The organism is Agromyces bauzanensis (genome assembly GCF_014645655.1).
Taxonomy (GTDB): Bacteria; Actinomycetota; Actinomycetes; order Actinomycetales; family Microbacteriaceae; genus Agromyces; species Agromyces bauzanensis.
In genome coordinates this window covers 18,059-40,623 of record NZ_BMMD01000007.1, presented here as the reverse complement: position 1 = coordinate 40,623, position 22,565 = coordinate 18,059, and the positions used below count along the sequence as shown (strand labels likewise).

The following is a 22,565-nucleotide window of genomic DNA, read 5'->3' as shown; positions in this document are numbered from 1 at the left end:
TCGCGACATGGACGTCTTCGTGTCGCGGAGCGGCGGACTGGCGGGGCTCCGGCTCGTGTGGCACGTCCACGTCGACGAGCAGCCCGACCGCGACGACTGGTACCTGCTCATCCGGCAGGTGCCGTGGGAGCAGGTGCCGCCCGTGCCGCCTGAGCCCGACCGGTACGTCTATCGCATCCGGTGCGAGCCGCACGAGGCGACCCTCGCGGAACGCCAGCTCACGGGTCCGTGGCGGCGGCTCGTCGACCGGGTGCAGGAGACGTCCGAGCCCGAACGGGCCCGGCCCGCGAACGGGTCCGACCGAGGGCTCAAGCGACCGGCGACGCCGCCGGGTCGCGACGCCTGACGCCCGCGTTCAGGCCCCCGTCGTCCTCGTGCAGCTCGCCGCGCACGATCGAGTCGCCCGACTGCGCGGGCTCGCCGTCCAGCGGCTCCGCCGCGGCGATCGCGGTCGAGCCCGTCGCACTGCCCGGCGCGGAGCCGAAGCGGTACCACGCGGCGACCGCCGGATTCGCCGGCAGGCCCATCCGGCCCTGGTCATCGAGCCCGACGGCCTCGACGGGCACGTCGATGCCGAGGTCGGGCACCACCAGGCGCACCGGCGCCGGAGCCGCCAGCGGTGGCCGGTCGGAGAGGGCGGCCGATGAGCGCGGGATGTCGGGCACGGCGGCCTGCGGCGAAGGCGGCGCGGAGACGGCCGGCGCCTCCGATGACGACGGGCCGGCGGCCGGGCCCCCCACGACCGAGACCCTCGCCCGCAGCATCCTGATCAGCGCTCCGCACCCGCCGCGACCCGGCGACGTACCGCGACCCAGATGAGCTCGACCGCCGCGAGCAGCGAGCCGCCGATCACCGCGGCCCAGACGCAGGCGCCCGAGTCGGGACCGTTCGTCGCGACGAGGCCCGTGGAGCCCGCGGGGACGCCGTCGGGGCTGGAGTGCATGCCTGCGACCGCGACGGTCTGCACGGCGAGCGCGAGGTTGTCGGCCTCGAGGCTGCCCCACGCGTACACGATCGTGTTGGCTCCCTCCGCGACCTCGACATCGGCGGGCCCGATCACGGGATCGGTCGTGCCGGTCGCCGCGACCGCCGCAGAGACAGTGCCGGCCGCGAGGTCAAGCTTCGCCTCCTCCGGGTTCGCCAGCGCGGTGATCACAGGGCTGCCGCCCGCGAGCACGTCGACGGCCGGCGCCGCGGCGACGTGGCGCACCGTCAGCCGGCCCTCGCCTGCCGCCAGCTGCGCCGTGTCGTTCGTGAAGAGCGTCGCGGTGGGATCGCCTGCCTCGTTCAGGTGGGCGACCGCGGTGTCGTTCACGCCCGCCTCGAGCGGCAGGTGATGGGCCCGATCGCGGGCGACGAGGCATCCGCGGCATCCGCCGCCGTGATGGCGACCGTGTAGGTTCCTGCCGGGAGCTCGAGCGGTCCGGCGAGGTCGCCGGGCGCGAAGTCGTCGAGCGTCGGTTCGTCGTTCGCGGCGAGCACCAGGCCGTAGAGGGCGACGGGCACGAGGAGCGCGCCGGAGTGCGGGCCGAGGAGCGCGAGGAACCCCGCGTACCAGGCGAGGTAGCCGAGCGTCCAGGCCGGCGGGCGACGCCGGGCCCGAGGCATCCCGAGGAACAGTGCGATGTAGACGACGTGGGCGCCGAGGAAGCAGCCGAGGCCCACGACGAACCCGATCGTGCCCGGGAACGAGAGCGCGATGTCGCCGGCCCAGGAGAGGACTATCGCGAGCACGAGGTATCGAGCGGTGGCGCCCGCGAGCGGGCGGGCGACGATCGCGACCGCCAGCACCAGGAGCGGCATGAGCAGCGCCTTCGTGGCGGTGATCGCCCAGCCCGGCCCGCCGCCGAGGATGACGAGGTGCGCCGCCGACGCGATGAGGTACGGCGCGAACGCCGCGAGCATCGCGCGGGTTGAGGTGCTGCGCGTGGGCGTCATGGTCTGGGTCACGTCGTCGTGCCTCGGGATAGGCATTTCGATGCTAACCCCCTGACGCCGCCCCCTTCGCCGCCGTCATCCATTGCACGGAAAAGGGTGGGAGGCCGCCGGGTTCACCGGCGGCCTCCTCGATCGGGTGGCGGGGCTCAGCTCACGCCGAGCAGGTCGATCACGAAGATCAGCGTCTTGCCCGAGAGCTGGTGGCCGCCGCCCGCGGGCCCGTAGGCCTTCTGCGGCGGGACCGTGAGCTGGCGACGACCGCCGACCTTCATGCCCGGGATGCCCTCCTGCCATCCGGCGATGAGGGCCTGCAGCGGGAAGTTGATGGACTGGCCGCGGCTCCACGACGAGTCGAACTCCTCGCCGGTCTCGTACTCGATGCCGAGGTAGTGCACGTCGACGGTCGAGCCGGGCGTCGCCTCGGCGCCCGTGCCCCCGACGATGTCCTCGACCACGAGGTCTGCGGGGGCCGGGCCCACGGGCGCGTCGACCTCGGGCTTGCTGTTGGTGTCAGTCATGCCCTCCATCCAAACCGACGCCGCCCGCCGGGACAACCGTCCACCGCGCTCTTGCGCTGACTGCGAACAGCCTGCACGCTGGAACCCGAGAACTCGTCGTCTGGTAGCGATGTCGGCAGTGCCACACCACAGGGCGGCGAGTCTCCTTGTGTGCGACGTCCTGTGCGGGCGATCACGTGAGGCGGGCCCCCGTCGGCTCCATGAGCCGCGACCGGATGAGGAACCGCACGCCCTCCGGCGCCTCGACCGAGAAGCCGCTCCCCCGCCCCGGCACGACGTCGACGGTGAGGTAGGTGTGCCGCCAGTAGGCGAATTGCTCCGCCGACATCCAGAACGGCGCGATCCGGGGCTCCCCCGAGGCATCCGGCCCGAGGTCGAGCTCGCCGAGCAGCACGTCGGCATCGCTCGTGACGAAGTCGCCCGCGGGGTAGCACATGGGAGCGCTGCCGTCGCAGCATCCGCCCGACTGGTGGAACATGAGCGGCCCGTGCTGGGCCCAGAGCCGTGCGAGCAGGGCGCCCGCCGCGGGTGAGAGCTCCACGCGCGGCGAGGCCTCCCCCGCCACCGTGACCGATGCGACCACCCGGCCGTCGGTGAATCCGATCGACATGACATCCTCCGATCAGAAGAACCCGAGCGGGTTCTCGCTGTAGCTGACGAGCAGGTTCTTGGTCTGCTGGTAGTGGTCGAGCGCCAGCTTGTTGTTCTCCCTGCCGATGCCCGACGACTTGTAGCCGCCGAACGCCGCCCCCGCCGGGTAGGCGTGGTAGTTGTTCACCCACACCCGGCCGGCCTGGATGTCGCGGCCGGCGCGGTATGCCTCGTTGCCGTTACGACTCCACACCCCGGCGCCGAGGCCGTAGAGCGAGTCGTTCGCGATGCTGATGGCGTCGTCGTAGTCCTTGAAGCTCGTCACCGCGACGACCGGGCCGAAGATCTCCTCCTGGAAGAGCCTCATGCGGTTCTCGCCCTCGAAGATGGTCGGCGCCACGTAGTAGCCCTCGCTCAGGTCGCCGCCGGGGTCGACGCGCTCGCCGCCGAGCAGCAGCTTCGCGCCCTCCTGCTTGCCGATGTCGATGTAGCTGAGGATCTTCTCGAGCTGGTCGTTCGAGGCCTGCGCGCCCACCTGCGTCTCGGTGTCGAGCGGGTTGCCCTGGCGTGCCTTCTTCGTGCGCTCGATCGCGTCGTCGAGGAACGTGTCGTAGATCGACCGCTGGATGAGTGCCCGGCTCGGGCAGGTGCACACCTCGCCCTGATTGAACGCGAAGAGGCTGAAGCCCTCCTGCGCCTTGTCGTAGAACGAGTCGCGCCGGTCGGAGACCGACTCGAAGAAGATGTTCGGGCTCTTGCCACCGAGTTCGACGGTCGAGGGGATGATGTTGTTCGACGCGTACTGCAGGATCAACCGGCCAGTCGTGGTCTCGCCGGTGAACGCGATCTTGCGGATCCGGTTCGACGACGCGAGCGGCTTGCCTGCCTCGATGCCGAAGCCGTTCACGACGTTGAGGACGCCGGCCGGCAGCAGGTCGGCGATGAGCTCGACGAGCACGAGGATCGACGTGGGCGTCTGCTCCGCCGGCTTGAGCACCACCGCATTGCCCGCGGCGAGCGCCGGTGCGAGCTTCCACACGGCCATGAGCAGCGGGAAGTTCCACGGGATGATCTGCCCCACCACGCCCAGCGGCTCGTGGAAGTGGTACGCGACGGTGTCCTCGTCGATCGGGGTGAAGCTGCCCTCCTGCGCCCGGATGAGGCTCGCGAAGTAGCGGAAGTGATCGCTCGCGAGCGGCAGGTCGGCATTCAGCGGCTCGCGGATCGACTTGCCGTTGTCCCACGTCTCGGCGACGGCCAGCTTCTCGAGGTTCGCGTCGATGCGGTCGGCGATGGCGTTCAGGATGCTCGCCCGGTGCGCGGCACTCGTGCGGCCCCACGCCGGTGCGGCCTTGTGCGCGGCGTCGAGCGCCGCGTCGATGTCCGCGGCGGTGCCGCGGGCGACCTCGGTGAACGGCTTGCCGTTCACCGGTGAGATGTCCTCGAAGTAGGCGCCGCCGACCGGCTTCACCCACTCGCCGCCGATGAAGTGCTCGTATCGCGGCTTGAACTCGATCAGGGCGCCGGCGGTGCCTGGCGCGGTGTACACGGTCATCGTGTCTCCTCGTGACGTCGTTGTCTGGGTCCCCGCACCGCAGGCGCAGTGCGGGGTGATCATCACGGTAGGCGGGGAGCCGTTGCGTACCCGTTGCCCGGGGGTTGCAGTCAGGTTGCAGTCACGGATGCGTCGGCTCAGCGCAGCGCGGACTCGATGCGCTCCAGGTGCGCCACGACCGACGCCCGTCGCGGCGAACGCGGCGGCAGGATCTCGAGGAGCGCCCGCCACAGCACGACGTCGTAGCGGTGCTCGTCCCGCTCGGCGAACTCGAGCAGCAGGTCGGGCGGGGCATCCGACAACATCGACTCGCGAATCCGGCCGGCGAGCTCCTCGCGGATCTCGACGATGCCGGGCGCGGTCGATGAGGGCAGCACGGGACCCGGGTAGCGCTCGGCGGCGCGTCGCAGCGATCCCTGCCCGAGGAGCCGGGCGACGGATGCCGCGTCGAGATCGACCTCGCGACCGAGGCGGTACGGGCGCGACTCGAGCTGCGGCTCCCCCGCGGCCTCGAGCAGGCGACGCAGGCGCACGACTTCGGCGCGGAGCGTGACGGGCGACACGTCGCCCTCGTGGAGGAGCGCCGCGAGCCGCTCGGCCCCGATGCCGCGCCGATGCCATGCGAGGAGCGTGAGAATCTCGGCGTGCCGCGGGCTGAGCTCCTGCTCACCGAGGCGCGGCCGGCGTTCGCCGAGCACCGTGAGCGACGTGCGCACGGGGGCGACGGCCCGGATGTGCGACCGGCGGATCGTCGCGCGCACCGCGGATTCGAGGTTCGCGATACGAAGTTCGGCCTCCACCGCGGCGACCGTCGCCGAGACGAGCGACATGGTGTGCGGGGCGACGGCGAGGTCGGTGCCCGTGATGTCGATGACGCCGAGGATCGCGCCGGTGGCAGGGTCGTGCACGGGGGCGGCGGTGCAGCTCCACGGGTGCACGATGCGGTTGTAGTGCTCGGCGCCCCGGATCTGCACGGCGCGGCCGAGCTCGAGCGCGGTGCCGGGCGCGCTCGTGCCGATGCTCGCCTCCGACCAGTCGGCGCCCGCGATGAAGAGCATGTCCTCGGCGCGCCGGCGGAGTCCCGGGTCGCCCTCCACCCAGAGCAGTCGCCCGTGCGCGTCGCCGACGGCGACGACGAGGCCCGCGTCATCCGCGCCGTCGACGAGCAGACGACGGATGACCGGCATCACCGGGGTCAGGGCGTGCGTCGCGCGGTACTCGCGGAACTCGTGCTCGTCGAGTTCGATGCGCGGCAGCGCGCGGTCGGGGTCGATCGCACCGCGGATGGCGCGCTCCCACGAGGCGCGCACCACCGGGCGCAGGCTGAGCGGCACCTCGCCCGTCTCGATGGCGTCCTGCTGGGCGCGCAGCAGGCGGTCGCGCAGCGAGCTCGCGTCGCCCCACTGCGGATGCCGCTCCGGCGCAGACATGTCGTCTCCGATCGCCGTCGATTCAGGGATGCGGCCAGTATAGCCGCGGCGAGCTGGCGCCCACCCGGCGGCATCACCGCAGCAGCACCGCCCGGTCGGCCGTGACGGCGGCGAGCAGCGCCCGTTCGTCGGCGGCCGTCCGCACGTCACCACGGCCGGTGAGCAGCCGGTGACGGGTGAACGCCAGGTGCGTGGCATCCGTGATCATCTTCCGCATCGCGGCCGTGCGGGGAGGGGTCTGCCTGCGCGCCCACGCCACCGCCTGGCGGCGACCCGCGGGCGACGCGAGCATCTCGACCTCGGTCGGGCTGAACCAGCCCGCCGCGCCGTATTCGGCGAGCCGCGTGCGGGTGACGCGCATCTCCTCGCGACGGAGGAACCACGTGAGGAGGATGAATCCGATGAAGATCGGCACCTGCACGGTGAAGTAGAGGCCGACGGCGTCGCTGGCGAAGACGAGCGACCCGTTCCAGAAGGCATGCAGGAGCACGGCGGCGAGAAGGCCGCCGAGGAACCAGCCGACGACACCCGCACGGCCCCCGCGACGGGCGCCGATGCCGATGGCGAGGCCGGTGCAGGCCGTGAACAGCACGTGAGCGAACGGCGAGAAGAGTCCGCGCACGACGAAGGTGGTGCCGAGTTCGTCGGCGCCGCCCTCGGCGAGCGCGGCGCCGAAGTAGAGCACGTTCTCGGTGAACGCGAACCCGGCGGCGACGGTCGCGCCGTACACCAGCCCGTCGACGGGGCCGTCGAAGTGCGAGCGCCGAAACGCGAAGAGCAGGAGCACGCCCGCGCCCTTCGCTGACTCTTCGACGAGGGGAGCCTGCACGACGGCCTGCATGCCCTCGCCCGGGCGCCCCGATGCGGCGAAGGCGAACACCAGTTGCACCCCGAGGTCGACGACCAGCGCCACCGCGACCGAGACCGCCGCGCCCCAGAGGAAGGCGAACCACAGCGCCCACCTCGGCTCGGGCTCCCATCGATCGACCCAGCGCACGGCGAGGAGCACGATCATGAGCGGCACGAATGCGAGCACCGATCCGATGACGAGCGTCGACACTCCCAGCGCCGGCGCGAGGTACGCGACCACGAGCAGGCCCACGATTCCCGCCAGCACGATGCCGACCGCGGCGAACGCCCCGCCGCGTGGGCGCGCTGCGGGCGGCGCGGTCCAGATCGGTGGCGCGGGCGACGGGTTCGGCGTGGGCGACGACTGCGGAGAGCTCACTCGCGCAGCATATCGACCGCGGCGGTCAGCGGGCGGTCAGCGGGCGGATGCCTCGAACATGACGCCCGGGTTGAGGATGCCGGTCGGGTCGAACAACGCCTTGATGCCCCGCTGCAGCTCGTACGAGTCGTCGCCGAGCTCATCGGCGAGCCATCGCCGCTTCAGGACACCGACGCCGTGCTCGCCCGTCAGGGTCCCACCGAGGGCGACCGCGGTGCGGAACATGTCGTCGGCGGCGGCCCACACGTGGTCCGGCACCTCGTCGCCCGTGAACACGAAATTCGGGTGCAGGTTGCCGTCGCCCGCGTGCGCGATGGTGGGGATCTCGATGTCGTAGCGGCGGCCGATCTCCTCGATCGCGCGGAACATCTCGGGCAGCCGCGAGCGCGGCACGGCGACGTCCTCGATGAGCACCTGACCCGAGGCGGCGAGCGCGGGATGCATGGCGCGGCGGATGTCGAGCAGGCGCTCGCCGGCCGCGGCATCCGCCGATCGCGAGACCCGGCCGCCCGTGGCGGCGAAGATCTCGGCGATCAGGTCGGCCTCGATGCCGGCGCCCTCGGCGTCGCTCTGCGCGAGCAGGAACGTCTCGCCGGGCGCGATGTGCTCGATCGGGGTGCCGGCGATGCCGTGAGGCCCGAGGTGGGCGGCGACCCGGGCGAGTCCGGCCGCGTCGATGAGCTCGAGCACCGCCGGGCGGATGCGGGCGGCGGCGACGGCGGCGGATGCCGCGGCCGCCGCGTCGACGCCCGAGAACGCCGCGGCGACCGTGACCACCTCGCCCCGGGCGATCGGGCGCAGGCGCAAAGTGGCCTCGACGATGACGCCGAGGGTACCCTCTGATCCCGTCATGAGCGCGGTGAGGTCGTAGCCCGTGACGCCCTTCACGGTGCGGTGACCGGTGCGCAGGAGACGGCCGTCCGCGAGCACGACCGCGAGCCCGAGCACGGCCTCGCGGGTCACGCCGTACTTCGCGCAGAGCAGCCCGCCCGCGTTCGTGGCGATGTTGCCGCCGATCGTGGAGATCGCACGGCTCGCGGGGTCGGGCGCGAACCAGAGGCCGAGCGGGGCGAGCGCGTCGTTGAGGTCGCCGTTCAGCACGCCGGGCTCGACGACGGCGAGCTCGTCGGCCTCGGAGATCTCGAGGATCCGGTTCATCCGAGACAGGTCGAGCACGATGGCCCCGGGGCTCGCGATGGCGCCGCCCGCGAGGCCGGTGCCCGCGCCGCGGGGCACCACGGGCGTCCCGGTCGCGTACGCGATGCGCATGACCTGCTGCACCTCGGCGACGGATGCCGCGTGCACGACCGCGAGCGGCGGCGTCGCGCTGCGCCAGCCCGACCTGTCTTCGCGGCTGGCATCGAGCACGTCGGCATCGGTGGAGACGGCGACTCCGAGGTCGTCCTGCAGGCGGGCGAGCGTGGACTGCGGCATCCATCCACCCTAGCGAGGCCGGCGATGTCCGATTTCCGCCAGTCGATGTCGGCGGCGCATGCGACGCTGGAGGAATGACTCCGGCACCGCGCCCCCTTCGCTCCACCGCCGATCCGCTCGACGACCCGGTGTTCGCCGAGCGGTACCGCGCCATGCAGTCGCGCGACGCCCGCTTCGACGGCCAGTTCATCACGGGCGTGCACTCGACCGGGATCTACTGCCGGCCGAGCTGCCCCGCGGTCGCGCCCAAGCCCACGAACGTGAGCTTCTACCTCACGGCCGCCGCAGCGCACGAGGCGGGCCTCCGCGCGTGCAAGCGATGCCTGCCCGATGCGGTGCCCGGATCGCCCCAGTGGGACCTGCGCGACGACCTCACCGCTCGAGCCATGCGCCTCATCGCCGACGGCGTCGTCGAGCGCGAAGGGGTGCCTGGGCTCGCGGCACGCCTCGGCTACACGCCGCGTCACCTCGCCCGCGTGCTCACGGCCGAGCTGGGTGCCGGGCCGCTCGCCCTCTCGCGCGCGCACCGCGCGCAGACCGCCCGGTCGCTGCTCACCGGCACGACGCTGCCAGTGGCCGATGTCGCCTTCGCGTCGGGCTTCGGCAGCGTCCGCCAGTTCAACGACACCATCCGCGAGGTCTACGAGCGCAGCCCCCTCGAGCTGCGGGCAGCGGCGCGGCTTCGCCGGCACGGACGGTCGACCGGGCCCGGTGCTCCGTCGGCGGACCCCACCGCCGATCCGGTCGGCATCGTGCGGCTGCGCCTGCCCGCGCGGGCGCCGTTCGATGCCGCGGGCGTGTTCGCCTGGCTCCGGGCACGGATGCTCCCTGGCGTCGAGACGACCGACGCCGGCACCTACCGGCGCACCCTTGGCCTGCCCGGGGGCCCCGCCCTGGTCGGCTTCACGGCGCACGACGATGCCCACGCGCCGGCCATCGACGTCGAGGCGAGGCTCTCCACGCTCGCCGACCTGGCGCCGCTCGTGGCGCGGGTGCGGCGGCTGTTCGACCTCGATGCCGACGCCGTGGCGATCGACGCGGCCCTCTCCGGCGACCCCGCGCTCGCGGCATCCGTCGCGGCGGTGCCCGGCATGCGCGTGCCCGGAAGCCTCGACGCGCACGAGCTCGTGTTCCGGGCGCTCGTCGGGCAGCAGGTGTCGGTGGCATCGGCACGCACCGCGCTCGGTCGGCTCGCAGCCGAGCTCGGCGAGCGGATGCCGTCGGCTTCGGGCGATGAACCCGACCTCCACTTCCCGACCGCCGGCGCGATCGCCGAGGGCGGCGAGGCCGTGCTGCGCGGGCCCCGGGCGCGCATCCGCACGATCGTCGACGTGGCGCGCCGGCTCGATTCGGGTGACCTCGTGGTGGCGCCCGAGCGTGACCGCGACGAGCTCGTCGCCGACCTGCTCGCGGTGCCGGGCATCGGCCCGTGGACGGCCGGGTACCTCGCCATGCGGGTCACCCGGGCCCCCGACATCCTGCTCACGAGCGACCTCGCGCTCCGCAACGGCGCCGCCCGACTCGGGCTCCCGGCCACGGCGAGGGAACTCGACGTCGCCGGCCTGCGGTGGGCCCCGTGGCGCAGCTACGCGTCGATGCACCTCTGGCGTGCGGCCGCGACGCCCGCGCAGTCCTGAGCCCCGCGCCGGCGCTGTCGACGCCATCGCGGCCTCACCCGGCTTCGTTGTGGATACCGCACGGCTTCGCCCGATCGGCGCTCGATAGCCTGAAGAGGTGAAGTTCGCGCACCTGAGAGTCGAAGGCCAGATGACCCCTCGACTCTCGGCGGTCGTGGCTGAGGCGGCGCTGTTCCTCGACGAGGTCATGGAGACCCCGCCGCGCGACCTGCAGGACCTCATCGAGCAAGGCCCGAGCGGCCTCGCCGAGGTGCGCGAGGCCGTCGACACGGCGCTCGCCGCGGGCGCCTCGCTCACGCCCGTGCACGAGGTGCGGCACTCATCGGCCGTGCTGCGGCCGGCCCAGGTCATCGCGATCGGCGCCAACTACGCTGCGCACGCCTCGGAGCTGAAGCTCCGAAGCGAGACGGCCATGACCGTCTTCTCGCTGTGGCCGAACTCGCTCGCCGGTCACGGCGCCACCACCACCTGGCCCGACGACCTGACGAAGCAGGTCGACTACGAGGCGGAGCTCGGCGTGATCATCGGTCGCCCGGCGCGCGGCGTGCATGTCCGCGACGCGCTGGACTACGTGTGGGGCTACACCGTCGTCAACGACATCACGGCGCGCGACCTGCAGTTCAGTGAGGCGCAGTGGTCGCGGTGCAAGTCGTTCGACGGCTTCACGCCCACGGGCCCCGTCGTGGTCACCGCCGACGAGATCCCCGATCCGCAGGACCTCTGGCTCACCACGAACCTCGACGGGCGCATCCTGCAGGATGCCTCGACGAACGAGATGGTGCGCACGGTGGCCGAGATCATCTCCTACCTGTCGCGATCGGCGACGATCCCGGCCGGCACGCTCATCTCCACGGGCAGCCCCGGCGGCGCGGGATACTCCCGAAGCCCCCAGGTGTTCCTGCGCGACGGCTCGACCGTCACGGTCAGCATCGAGGGCATCGGCTCGCTCACCACGCACTGCCGCGTGATCTAGCGGGACGGCGCTCGCGCCCGGTCTGCCACGCGACGTGCGGCGGTTCCGCCGGGTCGCCTCGGCGCCGCCCTCCGCCGAGTGTGCACTTGGCGCCCGACGCGGGGCGCCAAGTGCACACTCGGCACGCCGACTCGAGCCGACTCGAGGTCGGACCGCAGTCGCGGGCTCCGACTCAGGTAGTCCCCACCTGATATCCAGCGTTTCCGCCGCGTCGCCATTGGTCGCGCATAGCGGAGGTCGCGATCGTGGAGACACGGCAACTCCCCGCTGCCGTGGACGAAAGGATCCCTCATGAACGACCAAGGCAACTCCACGACCACCGCGGCGATGTCGCCGCGGCGAGGCGGCCGCGCACGGCGGGCCGGCCTGATCATGGCCGGCCTGGCCGGCGCCGCCGTCGTCGGCACCCTCACCATGGGTGCGGCCGCCGCCGATGCGGGCACGTCGGAGGTCGCCGCCGAGTCGGCGACGACCGAGACACAGCACCAGAGCCAGCACCAGTACCGATACGGGTCCGGCGCGTCGGATGACACGTCGGGTGCGCACGGCGAGGGCACGGGCGATGGCGACCAGGCGCGCATGGGGGACGGCGCCGGCAGGATCGGCGGTGAGCGCGGTGCGGGTGGCGACGGCGAGCACGAGTGCGACCACGCCGGCGACACCGGCTCCGACGACGTCGAGGCGGACGACGCGACGAGCTGACCCGCCCACTCCGCGCGGTGGCCGTCGGTCACCGCTCGGCCCTCAGGGCCCGGGCGAACCGGCGGCTGCCACACGTCGGCGCGGCATCCGCTCGCTCACCGGCGCCAGCGTGAACCGAACCTCGCCCGGTGTTTCCATTCGCGCGCCAGGTTGCCACTGCAAGGGCAACCCCCCGCGGGAACGGAAACACCTGACGCCGGATGGCCCCGGCGCTACTCCGAGGGCTCGCCGTGCAGGTCGATGACCGGGATCGCCTGAGTGACCGGGTGGATGCCCGAGAGCCGCGACGGCGCGAGCTGCCGCTCGACGTCGTGACGCGTCATCAGGCCCGCCTCAACGACGAGGTCTGCCACCGGCCGGCCTGTCGCCAGCGCCTGCTTGGCGAGCGAGGCCGCCGCGGTGTATCCGATGAACGGGATGAGCGCGGTGATGACGCCGACGCTCGACGCGACCATGGCGTTCAGGCGATCGACGTTCGCGGTGATGCCGTCGACGCAGTTGACGCGAAGCGTCCAGCAAGCCTGGCGCATCCACGTGATCGACTGCAGCAGCGAATGCGCGATGACGGGTTCGAAGGCGTTGAGCTGCAGCTGGCCGGCCTCGGCGGCCATGGTCACCGTGACATCCGTGCCCGCGATGGCGTAGGCCACCTGGCTCACCGCCTCGGGGATGACGGGATTGACCTTGCCCGGCATGATGCTCGAGCCCGCCTGCCGCGGCGGCAGGTTGATCTCGCCCAGTCCCGCCTGCGGCCCCGAGGAGAGCAGGCGCAGGTCGTTGCAGATCTTCGAGAGCTTGATGGCGCTGCGCTTCAGCGAGCCCGAGAACGACATGAACACCCCGGCGTCGCTCGTCGACTCGATGAGGTCGGGTGCAGTCTCGAGGTCCAGTCCCGTGATCTCGCGGAGGTGCCGCACGACTGCCGCGGCGTAGCCCGGATCCGCGGTGATGCCCGTACCGATCGCGGTGGCGCCGAGGTTGATCTCGGAGAGCAGCCAGATCGTCTCGGTGAGCCGGGCGTGGTCCTCACCCAGGGTCGTCGCGTATCCGTGGAACTCCTGGCCGAGCGTCATCGGCACGGCGTCCTGCATCTGGGTGCGTCCGACCTTGAGGATGCCGTGGAACTCGTCTGCCTTGCGGCCGAACGACTGGCGCAGGAGCTCCAGCTCGGCCAGCAGGGTCTTCAGCGAGAACGCGAGCGAGATCTTCAGGGCGGTCGGATACGTGTCGTTCGTCGACTGGCTGCGATTGACATCGTCGATCGGGTGCAGGATGTCGTAGCGGCCCTTGGCGTAGCCCGCGAGCTCGAGCGCGAGGTTCGTGATGACCTCGTTCGCGTTCATGTTGGTCGAGGTGCCCGCGCCGCCCTGGATCACGCCCACGACGAACTGGTCGTGATGATCGCCGTCGATGACGCGCTGGCATGCCTCGTCGATCCACGCCGCCTTCTCGGCGTTCAGGACGCCGACCTCGCGATTGGCGCGGGCCGCGGCCTGCTTCACCGACGCGAGCGCCACGATGAGCTCGGGGTAGACCGAGATCGGACGCTTCGAGATCGGGAAGTTCTCGAGTGCGCGCATGGTGTGCACGCCCCAGTACGCGTCGACCGGGACCGCGACGGTGCCGAGCGAGTCGGTCTCCATTCGGGTGGCCGGCTTCGGTTCGTCGGGCTTCGTCACATGCTCCTCCGCGATGGTGTGCTCGGGAAGGTGGTCGGGTCGGGTCATCGACACGGTGTTGGCTCCATTGCCTCGTTACGCGCGGGATCGCCGCGCCTGGTATTCGATTCGAGCCTACCGCCGAGGGCGCGCGGAGACGGGCGGCGAGACATCCGCTCGCCGCCCGTCGGCACTGCTCAGACCTTGTCGGACTCGGCTTCCGGCGTGTCGACGCCGTCGGCTGCGAGGAGTTCCGCCTCGACCTCGCCGCCGTAGCCCTCCGCCTGCGGGTCGCCGTGCAGGCCGCCCGAGACCGCGTACTCCTCTTCGGGCGAGAGGATGAGCCGGTGCCGGCCCCAGAGCGCGAAGACGAGCAGCATGACCGCGTAGACCACGATGATCGCGACGATGGCGGGCAGGAACGTCGGGTTCAACAGGAATCCGAGGAAGATGAGCGCAGCGATCACGGCGGCCACGACCGCGCCCGGGATGCCCCACGGGCTCACGTACGGCCGCTTCGCGTTCGGGTACTTACGTCGCAGGATCACGAACGCCACCATCTGCAGCAGGTACGCGAGCACTGCGCCCCACACCGCGATGTTCAGCACGATCGCGCCGGCAACCCCGCCCGCGCCGCCTGCCGCGTCCACCACGACGAGCGCGACGAAGCCGATGAGTCCGCCCGCGAGGAGGGCGAGCCACGGCGTCCGGCGCGCCCCGGTGAGGGAGAGGAACTTCGGGTAGTACCCGGCGCGAGAGAGCGAGTACATGTTGCGACCGTAGGCGAACATGATGCCCTGCAGCGACGCCAGCAGGCCGACGAGGGCGAAGAGCGCGAGGAGCGCGGCGAGCTGGTCGCCGACGATCGCCCGGAATCCGTCGAGGAGCGGTTCCCCCGCTGTGCCCGTGGCCTCCGCGCCGATGACGCCGGTGTTGAGGAACAGCACGAGCAGGCCCGTGACGATGAGGGTGCCACGTGCCCAGAGGCCGGCACGCGGGATGTCGCGCACCGGGTCGTGCGACTCCTCCGCGGCGAGCGGCAGTTCCTCGATGCCGAGGAAGAACCACATCGCGAACGGCAGTGCGAAGAGGATCGGCAATACGCCGTGCGGCAGGAACGCGGTCTGGCCGGCATCAGGGGCGATGTCGAAGAGGTTGTCCCAGGCGAACTGCCCGGAGAACAGCGCCATGGCCGAGAAGACGAGCAGGATCCCGATCGAGATGATCGACACGACGATCGCGAACTTGAAGGAGATGTTCGCGCCCGCCGAGTTCAGGCCGATGAAGACCAGGTAGAGGATGACCCACCAGATCCACGGCGCCATGGAGAAGCCGAGCAGCTCGCTCGTGATGCCGTCCGCGTACGCCGCGGAGAAGTACACGATGACCGCGGTCGTCGCCACGTACTCGATCGTCTCGGCGAGGCCCGTGATGAATCCGCCCCACGGTCCCATCGCCGCGCGCGAGAACGAGTACGCCCCGCCCGTGTGCGGCATGGCCGAGGCCATCTCCCCGATCGAGAAGATGAGGCCGTAGTACATGGCGACGAGGATGACGAAGGCGATCAGCATGCCGCCGAACCCGGCGAATTCGATACCGAAGTTCCAGCCCGAGAAGTCGCCGGAGATGACCGCGGCGACGGCGAGGCCCCAGAGACCCCACACGCCCGCGGCGCGGGTGAGTCCGCGTTTCTCGAAGTATCCGGAGTCGGCGGTCGTGTACTTCACTCCCGAGACCCTGAGGGTGTCTTTCGCCATCGATGGCTCCCTTGCTCTCATCGCGCGGCCTTGGGGGCGGGCGCGGGGTGCGATGCGGTTGGCCCCGACTATAGGGCGCACAATGGTCGCCCGTACAGACCTTTTTTTCGGGACGGCCGACGGAGACCGTCGAACTGCGGCACCTTCGCGCTGTCGCGGGCACCCGCGGCTGTGATGTAATGGTCGCCGTAGCAGACCATTCAAACCCGCTCGAGGAGGAGCTCACGGATGTCGGCACCGACCGGATACCTCTCGCTCGACCAGCTCCGCAGCGCCGTGGCCGACGGCCACGTCGACACCGTGGTGGTGGCCTTCACCGACATGCAGGGCCGACTCGTCGGCAAGCGCTCCTCGGCGAGGCTCTTCCTCGAGGAGATCGCCCAGCACGGCGCCGAGGCGTGCAACTACCTGCTCGCCGTCGACGTCGAGATGAACACCGTCGACGGCTACGAGATGTCGAGCTGGGAGCGCGGCTACGGCGACATGGCGCTCGTCCCCGACCTCCCGACGCTCCGAATGGCGCCCTGGCTCGATGCCACGGCGCTCGTCACGGCCGACCTGCGGTGGCTCGACGCACGCCCGGTCGAGGCGTCTCCACGTCGCATCCTGCAGCGGCAGCTCGAGCGCCTCGCCGAGCGCGGCCTCACGGCCTACGTCGGCACCGAGCTCGAGTTCATCGTCTTCGACGACTCGTACCGCGACGCCTGGCGCAAGGGCTATCGCGATCTCACTCCCGCGAGCGACTACAACATCGACTACGCCCTGCTCGCGTCGACCCGCATGGAGCCGCTGCTGCGCGACATCCGCAACGCCATGGACGGCGCCGGCATGTACTGCGAGGGCGTGAAGGGCGAGTGCAATCTCGGCCAGCAGGAGATCGCGTTCCGCTACACCGACGCCCTCGGCACGTGCGACAACCACTCGATCTACAAGAACGGGGCGAAGGAGATCGCCGACCACCACGGCAAGTCGCTCACGTTCATGGCGAAGTTCAACGAGCGCGAGGGCAACAGCTGCCACATCCACATCTCGCTGCGCAGTGACGACGACGGCGCGGTCTTCAGCGACTCGGATGCCCCGCACGGCATCTCGAAGCTGTTCCGCCACTTCCTCGGCGGGCAGGTGGCCGCGATGCGCGAGCTCACCCTGTTCTCGGCGCCGAACATCAACTCGTACAAGCGCTACGTGCCAGGCAGCTTCGCACCGACCGCCATCGCGTGGGGCCTCGACAACCGCACGTGTGCGCTCCGCGTCGTCGGCCACGGGCACAGCATGCGCGTCGAGAACCGCGTGCCCGGCGGGGACGTGAACCAGTACCTCGCGGTCGCCGCGCTCATCGCGGCCGGCCTGCACGGCATCGACAACGAGCTCGAGCCGGGCGACGTGTTCATGGGCAACGCCTACGAGAGCGACGTGGCCCGCGTGCCCGCGACGCTGCGCGAGTCGGCCGACCTCTTCGCCGGATCCGCACTCGCGCGCGAAGCCTTCGGCGACGAGGTCGTCGACCACTACCTCACCAACGCCGACGTCGAGCTCGCCGCGTATGACACGGCCGTCACGGACTGGGAGCGGGTGCGTGGCTTCGAACGACTCTGACCGCGACGAGCACGACGAGATCGTCGCGCGCCACGGGGCGGCGCCGGTCATCGGCGTCACCACCTACCTCGAACAGGCGCAGACCGGCGTCTGGGACGTGCCCGCGTCGTTCCTGCCGAAGGTCTACCTCGACGCCGTGACCGACGCCGGCGGCATCGCCGTGCTGCTGCCGCCGCAGCCCGTCTCCCGCGAGATCGCCCGCTCGGTCGTCGCGACCCTCGATGGACTGATCGTGGCGGGCGGCGCCGACGTGGACCCGGCCCGCTACGGCCAGGAGGCACACCCCCGCACCGGCGCACCACGCACCGACCGCGATGCCTGGGAGCACGCGCTGCTCACCGAGGCGATCGCCGTGGAACTGCCGTTCCTCGGCATCTGCCGCGGCGCGCAGGTGCTCAACGTCGCCCTCGGCGGCACGCTGACCCAGCATCTGCCCGACGTGGTCGGCAGTGAGAAGTACCAGCCGGCGCCCGCCGTCTTCGGCGAGGGCGACGTCGCCGTCGAGCCCGGGTCGCGCCTCGCGTCGGTGCTCGGCCCCGGCTCACGGTCGCTGCCTGTGCACTTCTACCACCACCAGGCGCTCGACGAGGTCGCCGACGGGCTCACCGTCACCGCCCGCAGCGAGGACGGCGTCATCGAGGCCGTCGAGCTCGACTCGGTGCCGTTCGGGCTCGCCGTGCAGTGGCACCCCGAGGAGAACGCAGCCGATCGCCGGCTCTTCGCCGGTCTCGTCGACGCCGCGCGCACCCACCGCATGAGAAGGAGCCGTTCGTGAGCCACACGATCGTGAACCCCGCCGACGGAGCGGTCGTCACGACCGTCACGGCGTCGTCGATCGAGGAGACGGATGCCGCGATCGCGCGCGCCGCCGTCGCACAGCGCGACTGGGCGGCCGTCGCCCCCTCCGACCGGGCGCGCAGGCTGCGCCGGTTCGCCGCGGCCGTCGACGGCGCGGTCGAGGAGCTCGCGGCCATCGAGGTGCGCAACTCGGGACATCCGATCGGTCAGGCCCGGTGGGAGGCGGGACACGTGCGCGACGTGCTCGAGTACTACTCGGCCGCACCGGAACGCCTCTTCGGCCGCCAGATCCCCGTCGCGGGCGGACTCGACGTCACGTTCCAGGAGCCGCTCGGCGTCGTCGGCGTCATCACACCGTGGAACTTCCCCATGACCATCGCGTCGTGGGGCTTCGCGCCGGCGCTCGCGGCCGGCAACGCCGTCGTGCTGAAGCCGGCCGAGTGGACGCCCCTCACGAGCATGCGCCTTGCCGAGCTCGCCCTCGAGGCCGGGCTCCCCGAGGGACTGTTCCAGGTGATCCCCGGCAAGGGATCGGTCGTCGGCGAGCGCTTCGTGACGAACGAGACGGTGCGCAAGGTGGTGTTCACGGGCTCGACCGAGGTCGGCAGGCACATCATGGCAGGCTGCGCGGCGCAGGTGAAACGCGTGACCCTCGAACTCGGCGGCAAGAGTGCCAACATCGTGTTCGCCGACGCCGACCTCGAGCGCGCAGCGGCCACCGCGCCCTACGGCGTGTTCGAGAACGCCGGACAGGACTGCTGCGCCCGCAGCCGCATCCTCGTGGAGCGGAGCGCCTACGAGCGGTTCATGGAGCTCCTCGAGCCGGCCGTGCAGGGCGTCAAGGTCGGCGACCCCGCCGACGAGACCACCGAGATGGGGCCGCTCGTGGCGCGTCAGCACCTCGAACGGGTGCGCTCGTTCGTGCCCGACGACGCCGACGTGGCGTTCCGCGGCACAGCCCCCGCTGGTCCCGGCTTCTGGTTCGCACCCACCGTGCTGACGCCGGCCCGGGACTCGCGCGCCGCGCGCGAGGAGATCTTCGGCCCGGTCGTATCGGTGTTCCCGTTCGACGACGAGGGCGACGCGATCGGGTTCGCGAACGCGAGCGAGTACGGCCTGTCGGGCTCGATCTGGACCCGCGACCTCAGCCGCGGCGTCCGCGTGGCTCGTGCCGTGGAGTCCGGCAACCTGAGCGTCAACTCGCACTCGTCGGTGCGCTACGCCACGCCGTTCGGCGGGTTCAAGCAGTCGGGACTCGGCCGCGAGCTCGGCCCCGACGCACCCCTCGCCTTCACCGAGACGAAGAACGTCTTCATCGCCGTCGACCAGCCGGTGGTCGAGTAGCGCAGCGTCTCGAGACCACGAACAGGAGCACCATGACCGATCTCCCCCGCATCGACCTGACCCAGCGGCTCGCGGGCCGCGTCGCCGTGATCACCGGCGGCGCCTCCGGCATCGGCCTCGCCACCGCGAAGCGCCTCACCGCCGAGGGCGCCCACATCGTCATCGGCGACATGGATGCCACGGCGGGCCCCGCCGCCGCCGAGCTCGTCGGGGGCCTCTTCGTGCAGGTGAACGTGACCGACGAGGAGCAGGTGGACCACCTGTTCGACGAGGCGGCCCGCGCCTACGGGTCGGTCGACATCGCCTTCAACAACGCCGGCATCTCGCCGCCCGACGACGACTCGATCGAGACGACCGAGCTGCCCGCCTGGCAGAGGGTTCAGGACGTGAACCTGAAGTCGGTCTACCTGTGCTCGCGCGCGGCGCTTCGGCACATGGTGGCGCAGGGCCGCGGGTCGATCATCAACACCGCCTCGTTCGTGGCGGTGCTCGGGTCGGCGACGTCGCAGATCTCGTACACGGCGTCGAAGGGCGGCGTGCTCGCCATGAGCCGCGAGCTCGGCGTGCAGTTCGCCCGGCAGGGCATCCGCGTGAACGCGCTCTGCCCCGGACCGGTGAACACACCGCTCCTGCAGGAGCTCTTCGCGAAGGACCCCGAGCGAGCGCAACGCCGGCTCGTGCACATCCCCGTCGGCCGGTTCGCCCAGCCCGAGGAGCTCGCCGCCGCGGTCGCCTTCCTCGCGAGCGACGACGCGTCGTTCATCACGGGTTCCACCTTCCTCGTCGACGGGGGCATCAGCTCCGCATACGTCACGCCCCTCTAGGCTCGACGCATGGCTCGACAGGGGGACGAAGGCGACGCGGATGCCACAGCAGAGGTGCTGAGTGCGGGCCTCCTGCTGACGCCCGCCCGGCCCGCCAACGCGTTCGAGGAGACGGTGCAGCGCCTGCTCCAGTCGATCCGGCTGGGACTCATCGGGCCGGGCGACCGGCTCCCGCCCGAACGCGAGCTCGCCGGCATGCTCGAGGTGAGCCGCGACACGCTCCGTGAGGCGCTCGCGTCGCTCGCCGAGGCCGGGTGGGTGGTCTCGCGCCGCGGACGAAGCGGCGGGACGTTCGTCGCCCCCGAACTGCCGTCGCCCTCCCCCAGGCCGGTCGGCGTCGAGGGCGATCGGCTCGCGCAGGCCACGCACCTCGAGGACACGCTCGCGCTTCGCGCCGTGATCGAGGTCGGCACCGCGCGTCGCGCCGCGGAGAGCGAGCTGAGCGCCGCCGACCGCGAGCGGCTCTGGCAGGCGTACGAGGAGTGCCGGTCCGCGCCGGGCACGCAGTACCGCATGGCGGACTCCCGGCTGCACCTGCTCATCGCCGAGGTGCTGGGTGCCCCGAGCCTCATCCCGCTCGTCGCCGACGTGCGCATGCGCGTGAACGAACTCCTCGACGGCATCCCGCTGCTCGCGCCGAACATCGCGCACTCCGACGAACAGCATCGGGTCATCGTCGGCGCCATCCTGCGAGGCAACCCCGACGAGGCCGCGGCCGCCATGGCGGAGCACGTCGAGGGCACCGAGGCGCTGCTGCGCGGCTTCTACGCCTGAACGGGGGCCGTGGCATCCGCCGCCGTCGTCGGCGCATGCGAACGGCAGGAACGCGAGTCCGAAGGCCGGGGCGCCGAGCGTCATGAGCACGGCACCGCCGAGCATCACGGCGTTGAGGACGATGCCCCAGATCGCCATGGTGCGCGACGCGGGCTTGCGCTCATGGTGCTATCCCCCGCATCCCGGCGTGGGAAAGACCTCGGTGGGTCCGGTGCCCGCGACCGACTCCCGCTCCTCCACCACGGTCGCGAGGTCGGCGCCGAACACGAAGGTGCGACGCACGGATGCCCCGACGAGCACACCGGGCAGCCAGCGGCGCGCATCGTCCCACATCTCCGAATACGGCACGAGCTCGATCGGGAACCACTCGGGATCGAGCTCGTCGGAGCCGCGCGGCGCCCCCGCCCACGTGTGGCAGACGAAGACGCTCGACTCCTGGCTCCACGACTCGCGGTGCGGGAAATGGTAGCTCAGGAGCCCGCGCGGTTCGAGGTCGGATGCCGCGACCACGAGCCCGGACTCCTCGAGGACCTCCCGCACGGCCGCGTCGACCGCGGACTCCCCCGGCTCGAGCTTGCCGCCGAGTCCCACGAAGTTGCCGATGCCGAGGCCCTTCTTCTTGCGTCCGAGGAGCACCTCGGTGCCGCCCGCGTGCTCGCGCAGGAGGTAGCAGACGCAGACCTGTGGCAGCGGCATCCGTGTTCCCTGAACTCGCCGAAGGTCAGCCGAAGAGGATCTTCGCCTCGTCGTAGCGGTGCTGCGGGACGCGGTTCAGGCTCCCGACGGCCTCGGCGATCGACACGGTCTCGATGTCGGTGCCGCGGAGGGTGACCATGGATCCCCACGCGCCGTCGTAGGCGGCGTCGACCGCGTGCATGCCCAGGCGCGTCGCGAGCACCCGGTCGTAGGCGCTCGGCGCCCCGCCGCGCTGGATGTGGCCGAGCACGGTGTGGCGCGACTCGATGCCGGTGCGCTCCTCGATCATGGGGGCGAGCTTCTCGGCGATGCCGCCCAGTCGCGGACGGTTGAACGCGTCGAGGCCGAGGTGCGAGTGCGCCTCCTCCATCGTGTCGAGCTTGAAGCCCTCGGCGACCACGATGAGGGGGGCCCGGCCGCGCTCCCGCACCGAGTCGACGTAATGGCAGATCTCTTCGATGCCCATCGGTTGCTCGGGGATGAGGATGGCATGCGCGCCACCTGCCATGCCCGAGTGCAGCGCGATCCAGCCGACGTGGCGGCCCATGACCTCGAGCACCATGCACCGGTTGTGCGACTCGGCGGTCGTGCGCAGTCGGTCGATCGCCTCGGTGGCGATCTCGACGGCCGTCTCGAAGCCGAACGAGTAGTCGGTCGCCGCGAGGTCGTTGTCGATGGTCTTCGGGACCCCGATGATCCTCAGCCCCGCGTCGGTGAGCCGCTGCGCGGCCGCCAGCGTTCCCTCGCCGCCGATCGCGATGATCGCCTCGATTCCGTTCTCGTCGAGCATCCGCTGGATGTTCTCGGGGCCGCCGTGCTCGCCCTCGAACGGGTTCGTGCGGCTCGAGCCGAGGATGGTGCCGCCCTGCTTCGAGAGGCCGCGCACGTCGTGGCGCGTGATGGACGTGAAGTCGCCCTCGACGACACCCTTCCAGCCCCACCGGAACCCGACGAACTCGGTGTCGTGCGAGATGACGCCCTTCAGCACGGCCCCGCGGATGACCGCGTTGAGGCCGGGGCAGTCGCCGCCGCTCGTGAGGATCCCGATCTTCATGGTGTGGACGACTCCAGGGTGCTCGACTCGAACATGGGTGCTGTCGGGGCCACTGCGG

Annotated in this window: 20 protein-coding genes and 1 pseudogene; 9 read left to right on the top strand and 12 right to left on the bottom strand. The window is 71.4% G+C overall.

The window, feature by feature from the left end; translation table 11 throughout:
• Nucleotides 1–7: 7 nt before the first annotated feature.
• On the top strand, nt 8–346 hold the full coding sequence (locus IEX31_RS07665; RefSeq protein WP_188742845.1) for a protealysin inhibitor emfourin: 339 nt from the start codon (nt 8–10) through the stop codon (nt 344–346).
• On the opposite strand, the gene IEX31_RS07660 is transcribed toward IEX31_RS07665, so the two are convergent.
• From IEX31_RS07660 to IEX31_RS07620, 8 genes and pseudogenes are all read right to left on the bottom strand, one after another.
• Nucleotides 309–740, bottom strand: coding sequence for a class F sortase (locus IEX31_RS07660; protein ID WP_188742844.1), 432 nt, complete (start codon nt 738–740; stop codon nt 309–311). The genes IEX31_RS07665 and IEX31_RS07660 overlap by 38 nt on opposite strands.
• Nucleotides 741–769: 29 nt before the next feature.
• Nucleotides 770–1,803 (bottom strand): annotated as a pseudogene (locus tag IEX31_RS07655) (lysoplasmalogenase family protein).
• A 281-nt stretch (nt 1,804–2,084) separates the two neighbouring features.
• Nucleotides 2,085–2,456, bottom strand: coding sequence for an FKBP-type peptidyl-prolyl cis-trans isomerase (locus IEX31_RS07645; protein ID WP_188742843.1), 372 nt, complete (start codon nt 2,454–2,456; stop codon nt 2,085–2,087).
• 172 nt (nt 2,457–2,628) lie between these two features.
• Nucleotides 2,629–3,066, bottom strand: a complete 438-nt coding sequence (locus IEX31_RS07640) for a DUF779 domain-containing protein (protein WP_188742842.1) — start codon at nt 3,064–3,066, stop codon at nt 2,629–2,631.
• Between the two features lie 12 nt (nt 3,067–3,078).
• Entirely contained in the window at nt 3,079–4,602 is a 1,524-nt protein-coding gene (gene exaC, locus IEX31_RS07635; RefSeq protein WP_188742841.1) for an acetaldehyde dehydrogenase ExaC, read from the bottom strand.
• A gap of 137 nt (nt 4,603–4,739) precedes the next feature.
• Entirely contained in the window at nt 4,740–6,032 is a 1,293-nt protein-coding gene (locus IEX31_RS07630) for a sigma-54-dependent transcriptional regulator family protein (RefSeq protein ID WP_188742840.1), read from the bottom strand.
• A 73-nt stretch (nt 6,033–6,105) separates the two neighbouring features.
• On the bottom strand, nt 6,106–7,260 hold the full coding sequence (locus IEX31_RS07625; RefSeq protein WP_229662183.1) for a PrsW family intramembrane metalloprotease: 1,155 nt from the start codon (nt 7,258–7,260) through the stop codon (nt 6,106–6,108).
• Between the two features lie 36 nt (nt 7,261–7,296).
• Nucleotides 7,297–8,694 (bottom strand): FAD-binding oxidoreductase, encoded by a 1,398-nt coding sequence (locus IEX31_RS07620; protein ID WP_188742839.1) that lies wholly within the window; start codon nt 8,692–8,694, stop codon nt 7,297–7,299.
• Between the two features lie 74 nt (nt 8,695–8,768).
• Here IEX31_RS07620 and IEX31_RS07615 point away from each other — a divergent pair, with 74 nt between their 5' ends.
• The 3 genes from IEX31_RS07615 (at nt 8,769) to IEX31_RS07605 (ending at nt 12,006) form a co-directional block, all read left to right on the top strand.
• Nucleotides 8,769–10,331: a DNA-3-methyladenine glycosylase 2 family protein gene (locus IEX31_RS07615; RefSeq protein WP_188742838.1), complete on the top strand. Its 1,563-nt coding sequence runs from the start codon at nt 8,769–8,771 to the stop codon at nt 10,329–10,331.
• Nucleotides 10,332–10,428: 97 nt separating this feature from the next.
• Nucleotides 10,429–11,304 carry a fumarylacetoacetate hydrolase family protein gene (locus IEX31_RS07610; protein ID WP_229662182.1) on the top strand — a complete coding sequence of 292 codons (876 nt, stop codon included), beginning with the start codon at nt 10,429–10,431 and terminating at the stop codon, nt 11,302–11,304.
• 291 nt (nt 11,305–11,595) lie between these two features.
• The gene (locus IEX31_RS07605; RefSeq protein WP_188742837.1) at nt 11,596–12,006 is read left to right on the top strand and encodes a hypothetical protein; all 411 of its coding nucleotides are present in this window, start codon (nt 11,596–11,598) and stop codon (nt 12,004–12,006) included.
• 212 nt (nt 12,007–12,218) lie between these two features.
• Here the strand turns inward: IEX31_RS07605 and IEX31_RS07600 are convergent, their stop codons facing one another.
• Together IEX31_RS07600 and IEX31_RS07595 are read right to left on the bottom strand one after the other, a co-directional pair.
• Nucleotides 12,219–13,649: an aspartate ammonia-lyase gene (locus IEX31_RS07600; protein WP_229662198.1), complete on the bottom strand. Its 1,431-nt coding sequence runs from the start codon at nt 13,647–13,649 to the stop codon at nt 12,219–12,221.
• Nucleotides 13,650–13,861: 212 nt separating this feature from the next.
• Nucleotides 13,862–15,421: an amino acid permease gene (locus tag IEX31_RS07595; RefSeq protein WP_188742835.1), complete on the bottom strand. Its 1,560-nt coding sequence runs from the start codon at nt 15,419–15,421 to the stop codon at nt 13,862–13,864.
• 228 nt (nt 15,422–15,649) lie between these two features.
• Between IEX31_RS07595 and IEX31_RS07590 the strand changes: the two genes are divergently transcribed.
• From IEX31_RS07590 to IEX31_RS07570, 5 genes are read left to right on the top strand one after another with little or no spacing between them, the layout of a single operon-like run.
• A complete protein-coding gene (locus IEX31_RS07590; RefSeq protein ID WP_188742834.1) occupies nt 15,650–17,017 on the top strand; it encodes a glutamine synthetase family protein in 1,368 nt (455 codons plus the stop codon).
• A complete protein-coding gene (locus IEX31_RS07585) occupies nt 16,998–17,792 on the top strand; it encodes a gamma-glutamyl-gamma-aminobutyrate hydrolase family protein (RefSeq protein ID WP_373285510.1) in 795 nt (264 codons plus the stop codon). Before IEX31_RS07590 ends, IEX31_RS07585 begins: the two co-directional genes overlap by 20 nt.
• Entirely contained in the window at nt 17,789–19,159 is a 1,371-nt protein-coding gene (locus IEX31_RS07580) for an aldehyde dehydrogenase family protein (RefSeq protein ID WP_188742832.1), read from the top strand. Before IEX31_RS07585 ends, IEX31_RS07580 begins: the two co-directional genes overlap by 4 nt.
• Before the next feature lie 32 nt (nt 19,160–19,191).
• Nucleotides 19,192–19,983, top strand: a complete 792-nt coding sequence (locus IEX31_RS07575; protein ID WP_188742831.1) for a 3-oxoacyl-ACP reductase — start codon at nt 19,192–19,194, stop codon at nt 19,981–19,983.
• 9 nt (nt 19,984–19,992) lie between these two features.
• Nucleotides 19,993–20,757: a FadR/GntR family transcriptional regulator gene (locus tag IEX31_RS07570; protein ID WP_188742830.1), complete on the top strand. Its 765-nt coding sequence runs from the start codon at nt 19,993–19,995 to the stop codon at nt 20,755–20,757.
• Nucleotides 20,758–20,925: 168 nt separating this feature from the next.
• Here IEX31_RS07570 and IEX31_RS07565 read toward each other — a convergent pair whose 3' ends face one another.
• Nucleotides 20,926–21,453 (bottom strand): 8-oxo-dGTP diphosphatase, encoded by a 528-nt coding sequence (locus IEX31_RS07565; RefSeq protein ID WP_188742829.1) that lies wholly within the window; start codon nt 21,451–21,453, stop codon nt 20,926–20,928.
• A gap of 25 nt (nt 21,454–21,478) precedes the next feature.
• Nucleotides 21,479–22,507, bottom strand: coding sequence for a 6-phosphofructokinase (locus tag IEX31_RS07560; protein ID WP_188742828.1), 1,029 nt, complete (start codon nt 22,505–22,507; stop codon nt 21,479–21,481).
• Nucleotides 22,508–22,565: the final 58 nt, after the last annotated feature.